The organism is Wolbachia endosymbiont (group A) of Hedychridium roseum, assembly GCF_964028325.1.
Taxonomy (GTDB): domain Bacteria; phylum Pseudomonadota; class Alphaproteobacteria; order Rickettsiales; family Anaplasmataceae; genus Wolbachia.
This window is the reverse complement of the sequence record NZ_OZ034755.1, coordinates 968,765-986,987: the sequence shown is the minus strand read 5'-3', so window position 1 is coordinate 986,987 and position 18,223 is coordinate 968,765. Positions and strand designations below refer to the sequence as shown.

Below are 18,223 nucleotides of genomic sequence, written 5' to 3'. Positions count from 1 at the left end.
AATAATATTAACATTCAGTTAAGCAAATGGGCAATGACAGACTTGAACTGCCGACCTCCTCGGTGTAAACGAGATGCTCTACCAGCTGAGCTAATTGCCCCTTTAGATGTAATTCTATAGCTCAATATTATTATTGTAAACAAAAATAGCGATAAATTAGATTTAGGTAAGCTATAAGCTTTTATGAAATCTTTGGGTGCGTGCTGTGGAGTTTTATAAATTTTAGTCTTGCTGTCACTTTGTATAAAGGTATTTTTTCACTCACATCTTTCGAAGTTGTAGCCATGTTCAACAACTTTAAGTAGAATATTGTAGCATTTTTAAAATCTGAAAGTTTATCTAGAATAACAGCTAAATTATAGGTATAAAAAATATTGTTTTCATCAAGGGAAATAGCAGTTGTCATATACTCTTTACCTTTTACATAATCCTCCTTTTTCATATAAATCAGACCTAAATTTGCTAATAAAGGAGCATAATTTTTATGTATATCATACAATTTCAACATTTCACTCAACGCCAGATCAGGATCATATTGTGAGATTATCGTCAGAAAATTTTTTAATATGTAAGGGTTACTAGGGTATTCTTTTAACAGTCTTGTGTAAATCTCTACAGCTTTTTTGTATTCTTTATTAGCGTAATAAATATTTCCCAATCCAATTAAAGCATTTTTATGATAAGGAAACTTTGTGATGATCTGATTAAGGAGAGAAATAGCTGTTTCATTATCTCCTGACTCAAAGGAATCTTTTGCTTTTTTTAAAGTAGAGTATATGTCAAAACTCTTGCCAGAATTCTGCGCAATTTTGATATTAAATTTGTCACTTTTTCTCTCAATAACATCAAGATCTTTATACTTTTTATCAGCTTTTATATGCTTGACAACACTATCAAAGGCCTTCTGTATCTCCAAATTTTCACTAGCATAGGTAACAGAAGACCTCCATAAAATCACAACGCAAATTAACATGCAGACAAACATAGATCCTAGTGTTGTGGCATTGGCTGCAGCGTGTAACCAGTAAACCTTATTTCTTTGAGCTATGCGTAACACATTACAAATTCATAAATGCTAAATTACCTATCTCATACAATAATAAAGATATTATTAATTAGCGATGCTGCGTAGAATGCACTTATCTTTTGTCTTCCATATTTCGCTCTATTAGACTTCTTGCATAACCCAAACTTAAGTAGAAAAAAGGCAAATAGTTATTATGGCTCTAAGTTTACCGACGATAAGAACCGTCATTCAAGTAGCTCCTCCCTGCCATCTAAGTAGCCTTCTACTTGTATCTTGTCAAAAGCATCTAATGTTTTAAGCTTAAGCATTAGGTGGAGAAGGGAGGAACTCTGTGCTTCTTCTTAGATATAAAATCTGTAGAGGAGATAAGAATTCCCTTCTCAAAAGTATAGGCTGGACGGTATCGTAGAAAGACCTGAATGGTTCTAATTCTGTATTCACAAGACTAGCCTTACTTTTCATTTTTAATGGTAACGTATGGGGTTATATATGATCAACAACTTTTTGGGCATAGATATATCAAAAGATCGCTTTGATGTTTTTCTCTCATTTATAAGCAAAAAAGGAAAGCGTGAAACTAGAAAAAGAAGCTTTAAGAACGATGGTTTCAAAGTCTACTGAATTTTCTACACAAACATAATGTAGAAAAAGTAAAAACCTGCATGGAATCTACTGGTTGTTATAGCGAAGCACTGGCTGAATTTCTACACAATGCTGGACATTTTGTAAGTGTTGTAAATCCTTATTGCATAAAATCTTATGCAAGGAGTAAGCTGATACGACAAAAGAATGATCAGACCGATGCAGAAGTTATTGCTGATTATTGCCAAAGACAGGAACCTTCTAGTTGGACACCACCTTCTCCTGAAATGAAAAAATTAAAACATCTTTATCGTTGCTCAGTTGCGTTAAAAGATGAGTTAACATTAGTAAATAACCACTTAGAAAAAAAAGAGAGACTGCCTAAAGAAGTTGCAAATGCTTGGGAAGACCTTGCAATGAATATAGCTCAAAAAATAGAAACAATAAAAAACTCCGTACGTGAACTATTAAATCAACACAAAGAATTGTTGGAAAATTTTCAACTTCTATTGACTATTCCAGGCATAGGAGAAGAATCAGCAATAGCTATTTTAGCTGAAGTTTCTGATATAGAGGTTTTTAGAGATGCCAGGCAATTGGCAGCATATACAGGAGTTATACCACGAAATATGACGTCAGGTTCCTCTGTATATGCCAAACCCAGATTAAGTAAATCCGGTTCACAAACATTACGTAAGGCACTTTTCTTTCCTGCCATAGTAGCTAAGAATCACAATCCTATCATTATGAGCTTTTGCCAAAGATTAAAGGAAAAGGGTAAGCATAATATGGCCATCGTTGGTGCTGCAATGCGTAAGCTACTCCATATCATTTTCGGTATTCTGACATCCAAAAGTGCTTTTGATCCTAACCATATCAAAAACTACAGGGCTAGGAGGTTGACTGAAGGTTTAGTACTTTAAAATCAAAAATGCTTCCTATCTATCTTATGTAAAGTGGTATCTTACACAAATTTATTGAATGTTGTTGGTTAGTGGATATGTTGATAAGTAAATTTCATCTGTTTTGTGCGTATAAAACTAATTTACTTATCAACATATCCACTAACTATAATCTGTGTACTGTTACACAATTGGAAGTATTTTTTGATTTTATGATGCAACTTGGGAAATTTTATAATTTTTTTGTTGACTAACAAGACGGTATCTCCTGTCATCCCAGTGCTCTTTTTTTGTCATCCCAGTGCCCCGACACTGGGATCCAGAAAAGTTTGCTTGTAGGCAAGCAAACTAGCATAGAAAGTGGTTACAACATTTTCGATGAGATTATATGGAAAACTGGATCCCAGTGTCTGGGCACTGGGATGACAGCAGTCCTACGTCATACCGCGATTCATTCCTACGTCATACCGCGATTCATTCGCGGTATCTCTTAACATAGATCCCGCTAACAAGCAGCGGGATGACGGTTGTCAGGGTGTCATCCGAGTAGCCTCTTTCTTGTTATCCGAGTAGCCCCTTTTCCTGTCATCCCAGTGCTCTTTTTTTGTCATCCGAGTAGTCCCTTTTTTGTCATCCCAGTGCCCCGACACTGGGATCCAGAAAAGTTTGCTTGTAAGCAAGCAAACTAGCATAGAAAGTGGTTACAACATTTTCGATGAGATTATATGGAAAACTGGATCCCAGTGTCAAGCACTGGGATGACAAAAAAAGGAGCACTGGAATGACAGCAGTCCTACGTCATACCGCGATTCATTCGCGGTATCTCTTAACATAGATCCCGCTAACAAGCAGCGAGATGAAGATTGTCGTTTAGCTATAAATATTTAAGAAATTTACCAAACGAAAAAAAAGGCAAAAGAAGCCCTAGTCATTGTCTATTTTCAGTATTGACGTTTTTTAAGTCTTAAACACCGCAATTTAGCTGCTTTTAAATGCAACTCACCTTAGTTTAAATGTTTAAGAAATTTACTAAGCAGAAAAAAAGGCAAAAGAAACCCCGTGTTAGCTAGTTGTCACTCTCTAATCCTGCAAATTGGCGTACTATACTGTCTTAAACGACTTATAAGCGCGTTTCAGCTTATATAGGTAAAAACCCAGAAATGTTGTGAAGACATAAGGTGCACATAGTGCAAAAAATTAAAAATAAGACGCCAACTACGTTGTTTTCTTGCTGTTTAATCTGCACAGATGAAGATAACTGAATACCTTCACTATCATGATAAGGGGGCTGGCGGAGTTTGTCAAGGAAGTTTTTTCGTTTCTATTCCCAAGAAAAGTTCGTTATATGGTTATGCAAGAAGTCTATTATATTTCCTTACCCATTTGCTTAACTTTCTCTCTACTTTTTTTGAATAAGGTCACTATTGGCATGACAAACATTCATCGTAGTCAATATCTGTTTTGTGTTGCAATATTTCACTTTTTTTGAATATGTCATGCGAAACCTTGTCAGCTCTCTGCATTGATTGTGATCTGCAGTAATATAAGCTCTTCAATCCTTTTTTCCAGGCAAGCATGTGTATTTTATGCAAGTAACGTTTGTGTATGTTGGCAGGCAAGAACAGATTGACTGATTGAGACTGACAAACATACGGAGTTCTATCACTTGCATGTTCTATAATCCATCTTTGATCAAGCTCGTACGCTGTTTTAAATGTCAATTTTTCATGCTCACTAAGAAAATCTAAATGCTGAACGGAACCCTCGTTTGTCGAAATTGAAGACCATATTTTATCATTGTCTTGATTTTTTTCTGCTAATAGTTTTTGCAAGAATTTATTTCGCACTACAAATGAGCCTGTCAGTGTCTTTTGTATGAATACGTTTGCTGCATATGGCTCTATTCCAGGAGAGGTATTGCCTGCAATAATGGAGATTGAGGCAGTTGGAGCAATAGCGAGCTTGTGTGTAAACCTTTCCATTAGATCAACTTCTTTGGCATCAGGACATGCCCCCTTTTCCTCTGCTAATTTTTTAGAAACTATATCTGCTTGCTCACGTAAATACTTAAATATTTTTTTATTCCATTGTTGTGCTATTACTGATTCAAAAGGAACCATTTTGCTTTGTAAAAATGAATGAAAACCCATCACACCAAGACCAATACTGCGTTCTCTGGCTGCAGAATATTTTGCTCGCTGCATTTCATTCGGTGCTTTATTTATGAAATCTTCCAATACATTATCAAGAAAGCGCATTATATCTTCTATGAAGAGTTTATTGTCTTTCCATTCTTCGTAGTACTCAAGGTTTACGGATGATAGACAACACACAGCAGTGCGTGACTTATTCAGGTGATCATAACCTGTAGTTAAAGTTATTTCACTGCATAGATTTGACATCTTGATGTCTAAGTTGAGCTTTTTGTAAGATTCTGGCTTATTGTTATTTGTTGCATCAAGGAAAATAATGTAAGGTTCTCCAGTTTCAACTCTTGCTGTTAATATTTTGATCCATATATCCCGCGCTTTTACAGTTGAAATAACCTTATTGTTGTGAGGGCTTATTAAATTCCATTCTTGATCATTCTCAACAGCCTGCATAAATTTATCTGTTACTATTACAGCATGATGTATATTTAACGCTTTGCGATTTGGGTCACCGCCTGTTGGCTTGCGCAAATCCAGAAACTCTTCTATCTCCGGATGAGATACAGGAAGATAGACTGCTGAACTTCCTCGCCTTAAGGATCCCTGACTAATTGCGAGCGTTAGAGCATTTTGCACCACAATAAATGGTACAATTCCTGATGTTTTACCACTACCTTTTACACTTTCACCAATTGAACGTAAATTTCCCCAATAACTACCTATGCCTCCTCCACGTGCAGCAAGCCAAACATTTTCATTCCATAAGTCAACTATTCCCTGCAAGCTGTCTTCGGTTTCATTAAGAAAGCAAGAGATAGGCAACCCTCTCTTGGTGCCACCATTGCTGAGTATTGGTGTTGAAGGCATGAACCACAAGTTGCTCATGTAGTCATAAAGACGCTGTGCATGTTCTTTGTTATCAGAATAGTAATTAGCAATACGTGCAAAGAGGTCTTGGTAACTTTCATTTTCTATTAAATACCTGTCTGATAGAACTGCTTTTCCAAAATCGGTTAATTTGCTATCCTTTGCGTAATTAATAGTAATGTTATTCATAAAATTCCTTTTATTCTTTTATTATATATAGATACTTAAAAGCCACTTTGAGCGATTTTTAAGTTAGGTTTTTCGGATTTTCTTGTTGATGCTGTAATGCAAACAAGATACCGTCAACCTGACTGCCATATATTTTACAGTAACTCATATAACTTATCTGCATATTTATTTTTTTTGCAACATGTTGAACATAACTTTCTGAGTGACGAAAATAGTCTCCTTTGTTTACAAAGTCAATACCTTCACCTTCCTTTCTTCTTATTAAACATATAATAACCCCTTTTTTGCTCGTAGATCTTTTTGCTAATTCCAATTCTTCTTGAAAGTCATGTAGATAATGTAGCACTTCAGCAAAGATAATTACATCATACTGCTGGTTTTTCTTTTGTTTAAGAAACTCTTTCATTTCCATATGTATTAATTCATTGTAAACAGGCTTACCTTTTATAAAGCATCCTCTTGCGATATTTAGCATTCTACTTGAAATGTCAATTCCTGTTATGTGGCTTCCAGTACTATTTATTTTCAAGAAATGACCACATATTCCAGTCCCACAACCAAGGTCAAGTATATTGAGCTCAGAAGTGGAGTTGTTGAAGATTTTTGTAATTATCATGTGTACAAGTTCATGCCCTCTATACTGTTTAGCAATCAACCAATGCTCAACAAAATATTCACCTGTGTAATCAAAATATTGTCTTATGAGGTTTTTTGGCAATTCTGTAATAGGCGCTGAGTTTGTCATTTTTTTTATATAGTAAGATGCCTCCTCGTGATCACTATCTAATTTTAGTGTCTGTGTTAAATAATTATAAGCTTTATTAGTATTCCCTACCGCAAAATGACACCTTCCGATGTTATACCAGACTATGGGTAAATGGGGGTAAAATATGCTAATTAACCAAAATCGTAACTTTGCATCTGATATGCTACCTTTATAAAAGTGATATAAACCGATTTCAATGTTGGTATTTAACAGGTTCTTAGATTTTTTAAGAAGCACTGTCATTTCTTTATGAAGAGTATTATATTTATTCACAATGAAGTGTTTTACTTTCTTAATATTTAATACACCAATGAGCTTAGACATACAATTTAAAGCAACGTTTTTTATAAAAGAGAGATTACTTTTCATACATGAGAAATACTCCGAATGTTCATTATCATTTTTAGGCAATTGATTTTAACACATTTTATCTTACAAAATATCTTTTTTATTAATTTTTACTGTATATATAAGTTTACCGCATATTTCTCAGATTGTACTGTTTAGGATTGCTAGTATATTGTTGTTGATAATATAAGTAAATGTTTTGTGCAAAAAGGCGTTGACATATTATTTATTAGGTTATAATATAAAGATTAATTTAGTTTTTAGATGTTTGACAAGTTTTATGGTAGAGATTAATTTAATCTCAATTGAATTTTAATAATATTTAACTCTGCATATTCTGCATATAGTCGGATAAATAAATTATTAAGAGCACTTGATGGATGCCTTGGCGTTAAGAGGCGATGAAGGACGTGGCAGGCTGCGATAAGCTGTGGGGAATTGTCAACAAATTTTGATCCGCAGATTTCCGAATGGGGAAACCCAACTAGCTTGGCTAGTTATTACATACTAAGTATGTAAAGCAAACTTGGTGAACTGAAATATCTAAGTAGCCAAAGGAAAAGAAATCAACCGAGATTCTGTTAGTAGTGACGAGCGAAAGCGGAAAAGGCTAGTGATTTAAGAATAAGAATTAGAATACTCTGGAAATAGTAACCATAGAAGGTGATAGTCCTGTATAAGTAGAAAGTTTTTAAATCCTTGAGTAGAGCGGGGCACGTGAAATCCTGTTTGAATATGGGGGGACCATCCTCCAAGCCTAAATACTCCTTAACGACCGATAGTGAACAAGTACCGTGAGGGAAAGGTGAAAAGAACCCCGGGAGGGGAGTGAAATAGAATCTGAAATCAAGTGCTTACAAACAGTTGGAGCTCTATATCAATTTATTGATATTTAGAGTGACAGCGTACCTTTTGCATAATGGGTCAGCGAGTTAATCTATGAAGCAAGCTTAAGCCGTTAGGTGTAGGCGTAGCGAAAGCAAGTCTGAATAGGGCGTTTTAGTTTTATGGGTTAGACCCGAAACCAAGTGATCTAGTCATGACCAGATTGAAGGTGTGGTAAAACACACTGGAGGATCGAACCAGTTAATGTTGCAACATTATTGGATGAGTTGTGATTAGGGGTGAAAGGCCAATCAAACTTGGAAATAGCTGGTTCTCCGCGAAATCTATTTAGGTAGAGCGTTGTATGTATGTTGTTGGGGGTAGAGCACTGGATAGACTAGGGGGATTCACCGTCTTACCAAATTTAACTAAACTCCGAATACCAACAATTAATTATACAGCAGGCACACTACGGGTGCTAAGTCCGTGGTGGAAAGGGAAACAACCCAGATCACTATCTAAGGTCCCAAAATTACAGCTAAGTGGGGAAGGAAGTAGAAAAACCATTACAGCTAGGAGGTTGGCTTGGAAGCAGCCATCCTTTAAAGAAAGCGTAACAGCTCACTTGTCTAAATAAGTTTTTCTGCGCCGAAAATGTACCGGGGCTAAAGCTGTATACCGAAGATGTGAGTGCTTATTGATTTCGATCAATAGGCGCGGTAGCGGAGCGTTCCGTAAGTCTGTGAAGGTGGTTTGTGAAAACTGCTGGAGATATCGGAAGTGAGAATGCTGACATAAGTAGCGTAAAAGAGTGTGAAAAACACTCTCACCAAAAATCTAAGGGTTCCTACGTTAAGTTAATCTGCGTAGGGTTAGTCGGTTCCTAAGGCGAGTCCGTAAAGGAGTAGTCGATGGCAATTAGGTTAATATTCCTAAACCTCTTAAGTGTGACGGGTTTCGTATTTGTATAGATCTTATTGGATTGATCTATGCTTAAAAGAAGCTCCAGGAAATAGCACTTATATTTATGAGGCCGTACCGCAAACCGACACTGGTGGATGAGTAGAGTATACTAAGGTGTTGAAAGAATGATGTTGAAGGAACTCGGCAAATTATACCTGTAACTTCGGAAGAAGGGTAACCTGCTTTTAGGCAACTATGAGTAGGTGGCACAAAATAGGGAGTAGCGACTGTTTACTAAAAACACAGGACTCTGCAAACACGTAAGTGGAAGTATAGGGTCTGACGCCTGCCCGGTGCTGGAAGGTTAATAGGAGGGGTGCAAGCTCTAAATTGAAGCCCCAGTAAACGGCGGCCGTAACACTGACGGTCCTAAGGTAGCGAAATTCCTTGTCGGGTAAGTTCCGACCCGCACGAATGGCGTAACGATTTCTCCACTGTCTCCAACATCACTTCAGCGAAATTGAATTCCCCGTGCAGATGCGGGGTACCCGCGGTTAGACGAAGAGACCCCGTGCACCTTTACTATAGCTTTACATTGCTATTAAAAGTGTGATGTGCAGGATAGGTGGGAGACTTTGAAGTTATGGCGCTAGCTATAATGGAGTCAACCTTGAGATACCACCCTTTACACTTTTGATATCTAACTATGTTTCATTATCTGGAACTAGGACATTGTATGGTGGGTAGTTTGACTGGGGCGGTCGCCTCCTAAAAAGTAACGGAGGCGTGCGAAGGTAAGCTAGAGCTGGTCGGAAATCAGCTTGATAGTATAATGGCATAAGCTTGCCTGACTGCGAGGCTGACAAGCCAAGCAGAGACGAAAGTCGGTCATAGTGATCCGGTGATTCTGTATGGAAGGGTCATCGCTCAACGGATAAAAGGTACGCCGGGGATAACAGGCTGATGGTGTTCGAGCGTTCATAGCGACGACACCGTTTGGCACCTCGATGTCGACTCATCACATCCTGGGGCTGAAGAAGGTCCCAAGGGTTCGGCTGTTCGCCGATTAAAGTGATACGTGAGTTGGGTTTAGAACGTCGTGAGACAGTTCGGTTTCTATCTGCCGTGGGTGAAGGAAATTTGAGAAGGTCTGACTCTAGTACGAGAGGACTGAGATGGATATACCTCTGGTGTACCAGCTGTTATGCCAATAGCATCGCTGGGTGGCTATGTATAGATGGGATAATTGCTGAAAGCATATAAGCAAGAAACCCTCTTCAAAAAGATTTCCCAATTAAGGCCGTGGAAGACTACCACGTTGATAGGCTAGGTGTGGAAGCATGGTAACATGTGAAGCTAACTAGTACTAATAGCCTGATTGATTTATTTGCTTTCTATATGTGTGTATGCAGTGTTAAATATTAAGTTAAAATTGTTAAGTTAGAAATTTTTATTGACTTGGTGGCTATAGCAAAAATGAACCACCCGATCTCATCTCGAACTCGGAAGTGAAACTTTTTAGCGCTGATGGTACTTGAAAAGGGAGAGTAGGTCGCCGCCAAGTTTATAAAAATTTCTTTTTATCGCCTTTTAATAATTCTTTTATTACGAGAAGTTGCTTCTATATTCAAATCTAATAATTGTGGTCTAGGCTTATTCTTATTCTGCTCTAAGTATCGACTTTGCTCAAATGCTAATTCCCATTGTGTACGATAATTAGATTCTTTATATTCATAAAAATCTTCTTTAACATTATTTGTATTTATATTGAGATTTTTATCTTGTTCTTTTCTACTCTCTACCATTAAACACCCACACCCGTTAATTTATTTTAAAAATTTTACTTATGTTATCATAAAAAATATAGTTGTAAATACCTTAATTGAGATTTTTTTTATTTTATCTTTTTTAAGCAAATAGTTAGATCTTTTTGTAAGTTTTTATAATTTGCTTGCATAATGTTTCTATGAGTTAGTATTATGTAGTAGTGCCCTATATTGCTTATATTTAAAATGCTAATTTTAGCAAGCATTCGTAATTGCCTTTTTATTTTATTTCTTTTTGCTGCTTTTCCGGCTTTTTTACTGATAGCCAGACCTACTCTAATAGTATGAGTGTACTTTTCAGGTTCTCTTTCTTTTATGGCGTACAGTGATATATAAAGCCCACGATAAAAAAGACTGCTGAGTGCTAACTTATTTTTGAAAGCAAAGGAAAAATCTTTTTTTTTATACTTACTATGCGCATAATTTGTTACACCCTAATGAACGGCGCCTATTAAGGATTTTTCTTCCAGCTCTTGTTGCCATACGTGAACGAAATCCATGTCTGCGCTTTCTTATCAAATTTTTTGGTTGAAATGTTCTCTTCATTGTTTTTATATTAATATAATTATTTATTTTAAATTGTTTTACTTTATTGTCAAATGATGGTGAACTTGTATGACATTTTCGTAGAATAAAATTTGATGCATGGGAAAATGAATTCGGTGATAGTCATACCTGTCCTACTAATCCTTTTATTTTGTTTTAGTAGGTTTCAAGAAGTAAATAAGGTTAAATCTTATCTATATCTTAGTTGTGTATGGATGCTAACTTGGTTGTTAGTACTCTATAATAATTGTTTTGTAACTTTTATTTCTATAGCGTTACTTTTTTTCATGCTTGCTTTTATCTTTAAAAATAAAAGAAATAAGATAATAAAACTTTCGTTATTTGTGGCTTTGGCCATATCATTTTTTATCACTTTATTTATAATGCTATCTATTTTTATTCAATCCATTAATTTTTTTAATAAAGTAGCTATTTCAGAATTCTTGTTTTGCTTGAAATGGGGCCACAATGTAGTCACTGTCAATGAAGAGAAGATAGGATATTTTGGTATAGCGCCGCTTTTAGTAGGTACATTACTTATAACTATTATAGCAATGTTAGTTGTCGTTCCGCTTGGTTTATTTTCTGCAATATATATTAGTGAATATGCGAGTGAGAAAGTGCGTTATATTGTTAATACAACTTTGCAAGTTTTATCTGCTATTCCTACGGTTGTATATGGATATTTTGCGGTTGTGTTCTTGTCTTTCTTTATAAAGCAGGTAGCAAATTTTTTTGGTTTAAGTATACACTCAGAAAGTGCCTTAGTTGCCGGTTTATCGATTGGGATAATGATTCTTCCTTTTATTATTTCTTTACTCGAAGATGCCATAAGATCTGTTCCAAAAAGCTTGCGTTATGGCTTCATGGCACTTGGCGCAACTCCAGCGGAAACTATATGGCATATAACAATACCTTATGCAATGCCTACAATTTTAAGTGCAATTTTATTGTCAATTTCAAGAGTGATAGGTGAAACAATGATTGTGCTAATGGCTGTGGGAATCAACGCAAATTTGACTTTTAACCCTCTTAATTCAGTTACTACCATTACCGTGCAGATCGCTACATTACTTACCGGAGATCAGGATTTCAATAGTGTACAAACTCTTGCTGCTTATGCGCTTAGTTTAGTATTGTTTATTATTACTTGGCTATTAAATGCATTTGCATTGTTTGTAATGAAGCGTAACTAGTAAGCGTTTTAATGTTGCAAAATTTCTATTAATAATATAAGATTTATTTTCTTTAGAAGTTCTTTTATGGAATTATAGTGTTGGGTGATAAAAATAAAGAGATGAATATAGGTAGAGCGATTAAGGTAACTCAAGCAGTTGTTGATATAAAATTTGAAGGTGAATTGCCTAAAATATTTAATGCTTTAAAAAGCAAACTAAAATATAAGGATAAGGAGCTGGTTTTAGAAGTTTCGCAGCATATAGGTGACAATATAGTTCGTTGTATTGCTATGGATAGCACAGATGGCATGTCAAGGGGGGATGAATTTGTTGATACAGGCGCACCAATATCAGTTCCGGTTGGGCGTTCAACTTTAGGAAGGATTTTTAATGTTGTTGGAGAGCTTATAGATGAGTGTGGTCCACTGAAGGGAAAATATAACTTAGAGCCTATACATAGAGCACCTCCAAGTTTTACTGAACAGAGAATACAGGAAGAAGTTTTAGTTACGGGAATAAAAGTTATAGATCTTCTTGCACCTTATCTTAAAGGAGGAAAAATTGGCTTATTTGGTGGAGCCGGTGTTGGTAAAACAGTCCTGATAATGGAATTAATTAATAATATAGCAAAAGCTCATAAAGGATTTTCTGTGTTTGCCGGGGTAGGGGAGAGAACGCGTGAAGGTAACGATCTTTACCACGAGATGATCACTTCAAATGTAATAAATATAAATGAGCATGAAAAATCTCAAGCTGTTTTGGTTTATGGTCAGATGAATGAGCCTCCTGGAGCAAGGGCTAGAGTTGCTTTAACAGCACTTACTATGGCAGAGTATTTTCGTGACCGTGAAAACCAAGATGTTCTATTTTTTGTGGATAATATCTTCCGTTTTACACAAGCTGGTTCTGAAATTTCTGCTTTACTTGGAAGAATACCGTCAGCTGTTGGTTATCAGCCAACCCTTGCAACTGATATGGGTGCAATGCAAGAAAGAATAGCTTCAACAACTTCTGGCTCTATTACTTCTGTGCAAGCTATATATGTTCCTGCGGACGATTTAACTGATCCAGCCCCAGCAACTACATTCTCTCATCTTGATGCCACCACAGTGTTGTCAAGGCAAATAGCTGAAATGGGAATATACCCTGCTGTTGATCCACTTGATTCAACTTCTCAGTCTTTATCTGCTGAAATCATTGGTGAAGAACATTATAAGGTAGCTTCTGAGGTGAAACGTATATTGCAAACTTATAAATCACTGCAGGATATTATCGCAATACTTGGTATGGATGAGCTATCTGATGAAGATAAAATTATTGTTGATAGGGCTCGTAAGATTCAGAAATTTCTTTCTCAACCTTTTCACGTTGCAGAAATATTTACTGGTATGCCTGGTAAATTTGTTTCACTTTCTGATACTGTTTCCAGTTTTAAAGAGATTGTTGAAGGTAAATATGATCACTTACCAGAGGCTGCTTTTTATATGGTGGGGAATATAGATGAAGCAATAAAAAAGGCTGAATTAATACAAGCTGAAGCTAAATAAAAGTTAAAGATTATGAATACTTTTAAAGTGCAATTTTTCTCTCCTGATGATCAAATTTCATTCAGTGGAGTGGTTTCTCTTTCAGTAACTGGGCTCGAAGGGGAGCTTATGATTTTAGCTCACCATGCTCCTTACTTAATTTATTTATTGCCTGGTATGATTACTGTTAAAATGAGTAACCAAACAGAAAAGAAGGTTGTAATTGATAGTGGCGTATTAGAAGTTGCAAATAATAATTGTAGCATTATAACAAGTCAAATTCAGGTTTTTGATCGTGCAATTCATGATGAGAAATCGTTTAAAAATAAGAGAATTAGTATATATTTAAGTTATCTTGATGAGAAATTTCTTTCTTAGTTATTTTAGGCAAAAAGTCGGTCTTGTCATCCAAGTAGCCCAACTTTTGTCATCCAAGTGCTTTTTTTTCTGTCATTCAGTATTCTCTTCCCTGTCATCCCAGTATTCATCTTTGTCATCCCAGTGCGTGACACTGGGATCTAGGTGTAAAAATATTTGTAAATTATGCAATGGGTAATAGATTCTAGGAGCATATAATGTTCATAATAAAAAAAAGATGGATCCCAGTGTCAGCTACTTGGATGACAAAGGAGGGCGTTTGGATGACAAGATTTTGCAAGGGTATTTTTTTTATGGGAGATTAATATGGAAATTTTTCTTGATAGCGTTGATTTAAATGAAATTAAAGAACTAAAGGAGTTCATTGACGGCATAACAACTAATCCTTCTTTAATAGCAAAGTCCGGGCGTAAAGATAAATACGAGGATTTAGTGCGTGAAATATGCTCTATTATCAAGGGGCCTGTTAGTGTTGAAGTTGTTGCAAATAACCATGCAGATATGGTTAAAGAAGGCCTTAAGTTAGCGAAAATCGCTGATAATGTTGTGGTAAAATTGCCCCTTACATATGAAGGATTAATTTCTTGTAAAAAGTTGTGGACAGAGCATAAAATACCTGTTAACATCACATTATGTTTTTCTCCTGGACAAGCACTGCTTGCCGCTAAGGCCGGTGCTTGTTTTATTTCTCCCTTTGTTGGTCGCCTTGATGATATAAGCTATGATGGCTTATCGCTAATAGAAGATATATGTACTATATATTCTAATTACGGTTTTGATACTAAAGTTCTTGTTGCATCAGTGAGAAGCCCAGCACATGTAATAGAAGCTGCAAGGCTTGGTGCTGATTCAATTACTGTGCCAGCAAAAGTACTTAGACAATTAATTAATCACCCACTTACTGACCAAGGGCTAGCAATATTTGAAAAAGACTGGGGTGCAAAATAATAAACGGTCACTACTCTGAATCGGTTGACAAATTGGACGCTTGATAAGCGTAATTTGGAGCTTCTTGTGTAATTACTACATCATGAGCATGACTCTCTCTTAATCCTGATGCAGTAATAGTAACAAATTTACAATTTTTTTTCATCTCTTCTATATTCCTATTACCAGTATACCCCATTGCAGCTTGCAATCCGCCAATCAACTGATGGATTACTCCTGAAGCTGGACCTTTGAATGGAACTCTTCCTTCCACTCCTTGTGGAACTAATTTTAGTTTTGAATCTTTATCTTGAAAATAACGGCTAGCTGAACCTCGTTTCATTGCACTAATAGATCCCATTCCTCGATAGCCTTTATATGCTCTGCCCTTATACATGATAATCTCACCTGGGCTTTCGTCAGTGCCAGCAAAAATCGAACCAATCATCACAGAGTCAGCACCAGCTGCAATAGCTTTTGCAACATCTCCTGAGTATTTTACCCCACCATCAGCAATTAGTCTGACGTTTCTTGCTCTACACGTCTCTGCAACATTCTTGATTGCAGAGAATTGTGGCACACCAACACCTGTAACTATTCTGGTTGTACAGATTGATCCTGGTCCTATTCCGACCTTCACTGCATCAACACCCGCATCAATCAACGCTTCAGCAGCCTCCTTTGTTGCAATGTTTCCGCCAATTAATTGCGTATTAGGATACATCTTTTTTATTTCCCTAATGGTATTGATAACGTTTTCGGAATGACCGTGAGCAGTATCCACAACAACTACATCAACTTCTTCTCCGATCAAAGCTTCACATCTTTCTATACCATCTTTTTTACCAGTGCCAATTGCAGCGGCAACTCTGAGCCGCCCTTTACTGTCTTTACATGAATTTGGGTATCTATTGTATTTTTCAATGTCTTTAACCGTAATTAAACCTATACAACAAGAATTTTCATCTACGACCAAAAGCTTTTCTATTCTATTTTCATGCAACAATTTCATTGCTGAGGCACTATTCACTCCCTGCTCCCGCACTGTCACTAACTTATCTTTTGTCATCACTTCGGAAACTTTTACATTCATGTTCTGGTCTTCAATAAACCTCACATCTCGGTTAGTTAAAATTCCAACTAACTTGAGTTGATCGACTACAGGAATGCCAGAATAATTGTGCTCTCTCATTAATGAAATTGCTTCCGCAACTGTTTTATCTGGTGAAATCGTAATTGGGTTATACACGATCCAACTTTCATATTTTTTCACCCTTCTTACTTCTAAAACTTGTTCATCTATTGATAAATTCTTATGTATGCAACCTATCCCTCCATGTTGGGCAATAGCTATTGCAAAGCCCGATTCAGTAACAGTATCCATTGCAGAGGATATGAGAGGGATATTTAGTTCTATATTATTTGTTAAATAAGTTTTTGTATCTGCATCGCAAGGCAATATATTAGAATAGGCTGGCAAAAGAAGTATATCGTCAAACGAATAACAAGCTTCCATTTTTTTCATAGGCTTTATTTAAAGCTTATACGCCAATTAATTAAATTGCAATAGGACTTTTGCAAAATAAGCATTCTACATTATTTGCCAGCAAACAAAACTGCTCAATAGTTAAGTTTTCTGGACGTTCGTTTCCACTCAATTTAGCGTTTTCAAGGACAGTTTCAGCGTGGTTCGTTATATTTTGCAAGCTATTTCTCAGCATCTTTCTTCTTTGAGCAAAAACGGCACGTGTTAATCTTGTTAAGGTTTCCAAATTTACTGCAAACTTTGGGGTAGGCAAAGGATTTACTGTAATTACTGAAGAATGTACTTTTGGACTTGGAAAAAACTCTTTAGGTTCAATATCAAATTCCTTTTTTATATCACATAGTAACTGGCTTAGCACTGATAAGGAACCATAATCTTTAGAATTGGGTCTTGCCGTGATGCGATCTGCTACCTCTTTTTGAAACATTAATGTCAAGTTCGTAAAAAATTTTATATTATTTAACCAATTTAAAAATAACGCTACCGAGATATTGTAAGGCAAGTTAGCAATAACTTTGACTGGGCGCTCTATCAGCTCTTCTTCTATAAAATGCAGTGCATCCGCTTCTATAATTCTATACTTTCCTTGATGCTCATTTAGCAGTTGGTCATGGTGTTTTACTAAATCTCTATCTTTTTCTATAGAAAGTAGAGACTTTGGATTATGCACCAATATTTCTCTTGTTAATGCACCATATCCAGGACCAATCTCAATGACGTTAAAATTCTCTAGATTGCCAGCTAAAACGACTATTCTTTTTATTATCTCACTCGATAAAATAAAATTTTGCCCTAGACTCTTTTTTGGCTTCAGTAAAAATTTTCTCATATTATTTTCATTATACAGTATTTTAAAAATCAGTTGACTAAAATCCATTGATAATTGTATATTATTAATGTGTTTAACGCCGGCTTAGCTCAATTGGTAGAGCAACTGACTTGTAATCAGTAGGTTGTCAGTTCAAGTCCGACAGCCGGCACTCTCGCCCATATAAGTAAAGTTGATGTCCTTTTTAATAGTAGCAAATTGGAAGATGAATGGAACACGGTCTTCATTTGTTGACTTTATAGGCAAACTTAATAACAAGAACAATGAGATTACTTCTAGACTAGTGATTTGTCCACCATTTACCGCATTTTCAGACAGTATAGAGTTGAGCGATAATATTAATATAGGAGCACAGAATTGCCATTATAAAAAATCTGGTTCTTACACAGGTGAAATTAGCGCAGAAATGTTAAAGGAATTAGGGTGTACTTACGTAATACTTGGGCATTCTGAAAGGGCTAACGAAACAGATAGTGAAATAAAACTTAAGTCGGAAATAGCAATAGAATCAGGCTTACACCCAATTATCTGTGTAGGTGAAAATTCAGAAGATTATAAGAATGAAAAAACAAAAGAAGTAATAGAATATCAATGCAAAAACCGTTTGCCAACACACGGTGAATATACCGTAGCATATGAGCCAATATGGGCAATAGGCACAGGTCATGTGCCAAATAATGATGCAATTGCTGAGGTGATAGAGGTAATAAAATTGTGTACTGGTAAAAAACACATTACATATGGTGGTTCAGTCAGTTCAGAAAATATAGAAAATTTGTTAAATATTTCAAATTTATCAGGAGTTTTAATTGGCAGTGCAAGCTTAGATTTCGATCACTTTTATAAAATCATACAACAAGTTGAAAAAAAGTTTTCTCTTATCAATTCTAAAATCAGCAACTAAGAAT

15 protein-coding genes, 2 tRNA genes, 2 rRNA genes and 2 pseudogenes are annotated in these 18,223 nt (G+C 35.9%); 12 read left to right on the top strand and 9 right to left on the bottom strand.

Going from position 1 to position 18,223, the window contains the following annotated elements; genetic code table 11:
• Positions 1-27: 27 nt before the first annotated feature.
• Positions 28-100, bottom strand: a tRNA-Val gene (locus ABWU23_RS04805).
• Positions 101-181: 81 nt separating this feature from the next.
• A complete protein-coding gene (locus ABWU23_RS04800) occupies positions 182-1,057 on the bottom strand; it encodes a tetratricopeptide repeat protein (protein ID WP_253309898.1) in 876 nt (291 codons plus the stop codon).
• 459 nt (positions 1,058-1,516) lie between these two features.
• Between ABWU23_RS04800 and ABWU23_RS04795 the strand changes: the two are divergent.
• The 4 genes and pseudogenes from ABWU23_RS04795 to ABWU23_RS04780 all read left to right on the top strand — a co-directional run bounded on the left by ABWU23_RS04795 (position 1,517) and on the right by ABWU23_RS04780 (position 3,927).
• Positions 1,517-2,532, top strand: a pseudogene (locus ABWU23_RS04795) (IS110 family transposase).
• A gap of 269 nt (positions 2,533-2,801) precedes the next feature.
• Positions 2,802-3,005, top strand: a complete 204-nt coding sequence (locus tag ABWU23_RS04790; protein ID WP_353270876.1) for a hypothetical protein — start codon at positions 2,802-2,804, stop codon at positions 3,003-3,005.
• A gap of 133 nt (positions 3,006-3,138) precedes the next feature.
• Positions 3,139-3,273, top strand: coding sequence for a hypothetical protein (locus ABWU23_RS04785; RefSeq protein ID WP_265017381.1), 135 nt, complete (start codon positions 3,139-3,141; stop codon positions 3,271-3,273).
• Between the two features lie 486 nt (positions 3,274-3,759).
• Positions 3,760-3,927 (top strand): hypothetical protein, encoded by a 168-nt coding sequence (locus tag ABWU23_RS04780; protein ID WP_353270875.1) that lies wholly within the window; start codon positions 3,760-3,762, stop codon positions 3,925-3,927.
• A gap of 5 nt (positions 3,928-3,932) precedes the next feature.
• Here the strand turns inward: ABWU23_RS04780 and ABWU23_RS04775 are convergent, their stop codons facing one another.
• Both ABWU23_RS04775 and ABWU23_RS04770 read right to left on the bottom strand, forming a co-directional pair.
• Complete coding sequence (locus tag ABWU23_RS04775) at positions 3,933-5,717, bottom strand: ribonucleoside-diphosphate reductase subunit alpha (protein ID WP_253309154.1); 1,785 nt, start codon at positions 5,715-5,717, stop codon at positions 3,933-3,935.
• 58 nt (positions 5,718-5,775) lie between these two features.
• Complete coding sequence (locus ABWU23_RS04770) at positions 5,776-6,852, bottom strand: methyltransferase domain-containing protein (protein WP_264329070.1); 1,077 nt, start codon at positions 6,850-6,852, stop codon at positions 5,776-5,778.
• 332 nt (positions 6,853-7,184) lie between these two features.
• Between ABWU23_RS04770 and ABWU23_RS04765 the strand changes: the two genes are divergently transcribed.
• Together ABWU23_RS04765 and rrf are read left to right on the top strand one after the other, a co-directional pair.
• Positions 7,185-9,950: ribosomal RNA gene (locus ABWU23_RS04765) — 23S ribosomal RNA — on the top strand.
• A 66-nt stretch (positions 9,951-10,016) separates the two neighbouring features.
• Positions 10,017-10,123: ribosomal RNA gene (rrf, locus tag ABWU23_RS04760) — 5S ribosomal RNA — on the top strand.
• 16 nt (positions 10,124-10,139) lie between these two features.
• Here the strand turns inward: rrf and ABWU23_RS04755 are convergent.
• The 3 genes and pseudogenes from ABWU23_RS04755 to rpmH form a co-directional block, all read right to left on the bottom strand.
• Positions 10,140-10,364, bottom strand: a complete 225-nt coding sequence (locus tag ABWU23_RS04755) for a hypothetical protein (RefSeq protein ID WP_253309152.1) — start codon at positions 10,362-10,364, stop codon at positions 10,140-10,142.
• 89 nt (positions 10,365-10,453) lie between these two features.
• Positions 10,454-10,777 (bottom strand): annotated as a pseudogene (gene rnpA / locus ABWU23_RS04750) (ribonuclease P protein component); the annotation flags it as partial.
• A gap of 19 nt (positions 10,778-10,796) precedes the next feature.
• Complete coding sequence (gene rpmH / locus ABWU23_RS04745) at positions 10,797-10,931, bottom strand: 50S ribosomal protein L34 (RefSeq protein WP_006279898.1); 135 nt, start codon at positions 10,929-10,931, stop codon at positions 10,797-10,799.
• A 107-nt stretch (positions 10,932-11,038) separates the two neighbouring features.
• Between rpmH and pstC the strand changes: the two genes are divergently transcribed.
• The 4 genes from pstC to fsa all read left to right on the top strand — a co-directional run bounded on the left by pstC (position 11,039) and on the right by fsa (position 14,961).
• Entirely contained in the window at positions 11,039-12,127 is a 1,089-nt protein-coding gene (pstC, locus tag ABWU23_RS04740) for a phosphate ABC transporter permease subunit PstC (protein WP_264688474.1), read from the top strand.
• 101 nt (positions 12,128-12,228) lie between these two features.
• Positions 12,229-13,656, top strand: a complete 1,428-nt coding sequence (gene atpD, locus ABWU23_RS04735) for a F0F1 ATP synthase subunit beta (protein WP_253309946.1) — start codon at positions 12,229-12,231, stop codon at positions 13,654-13,656.
• Between the two features lie 12 nt (positions 13,657-13,668).
• A complete protein-coding gene (locus ABWU23_RS04730; RefSeq protein ID WP_006279902.1) occupies positions 13,669-14,013 on the top strand; it encodes a F0F1 ATP synthase subunit epsilon in 345 nt (114 codons plus the stop codon).
• Positions 14,014-14,319: 306 nt separating this feature from the next.
• Entirely contained in the window at positions 14,320-14,961 is a 642-nt protein-coding gene (gene fsa, locus ABWU23_RS04720; protein WP_253309151.1) for a fructose-6-phosphate aldolase, read from the top strand.
• Between the two features lie 10 nt (positions 14,962-14,971).
• Here the strand turns inward: fsa and guaB are convergent, their stop codons facing one another.
• Together guaB and rsmA are read right to left on the bottom strand one after the other, a co-directional pair.
• Positions 14,972-16,465, bottom strand: a complete 1,494-nt coding sequence (gene guaB, locus ABWU23_RS04715; RefSeq protein ID WP_253309150.1) for an IMP dehydrogenase — start codon at positions 16,463-16,465, stop codon at positions 14,972-14,974.
• A gap of 31 nt (positions 16,466-16,496) precedes the next feature.
• Positions 16,497-17,315, bottom strand: coding sequence for a 16S rRNA (adenine(1518)-N(6)/adenine(1519)-N(6))-dimethyltransferase RsmA (rsmA, locus tag ABWU23_RS04710; protein WP_353270874.1), 819 nt, complete (start codon positions 17,313-17,315; stop codon positions 16,497-16,499).
• Between the two features lie 78 nt (positions 17,316-17,393).
• Between rsmA and ABWU23_RS04705 the strand changes: the two genes are divergently transcribed.
• Both ABWU23_RS04705 and ABWU23_RS04700 read left to right on the top strand, forming a co-directional pair.
• Positions 17,394-17,466, top strand: a tRNA-Thr gene (locus ABWU23_RS04705).
• 24 nt (positions 17,467-17,490) lie between these two features.
• A complete protein-coding gene (locus tag ABWU23_RS04700) occupies positions 17,491-18,219 on the top strand; it encodes a triosephosphate isomerase (RefSeq protein WP_265016707.1) in 729 nt (242 codons plus the stop codon).
• The last annotated feature ends 4 nt before the right edge of the window (positions 18,220-18,223 follow it).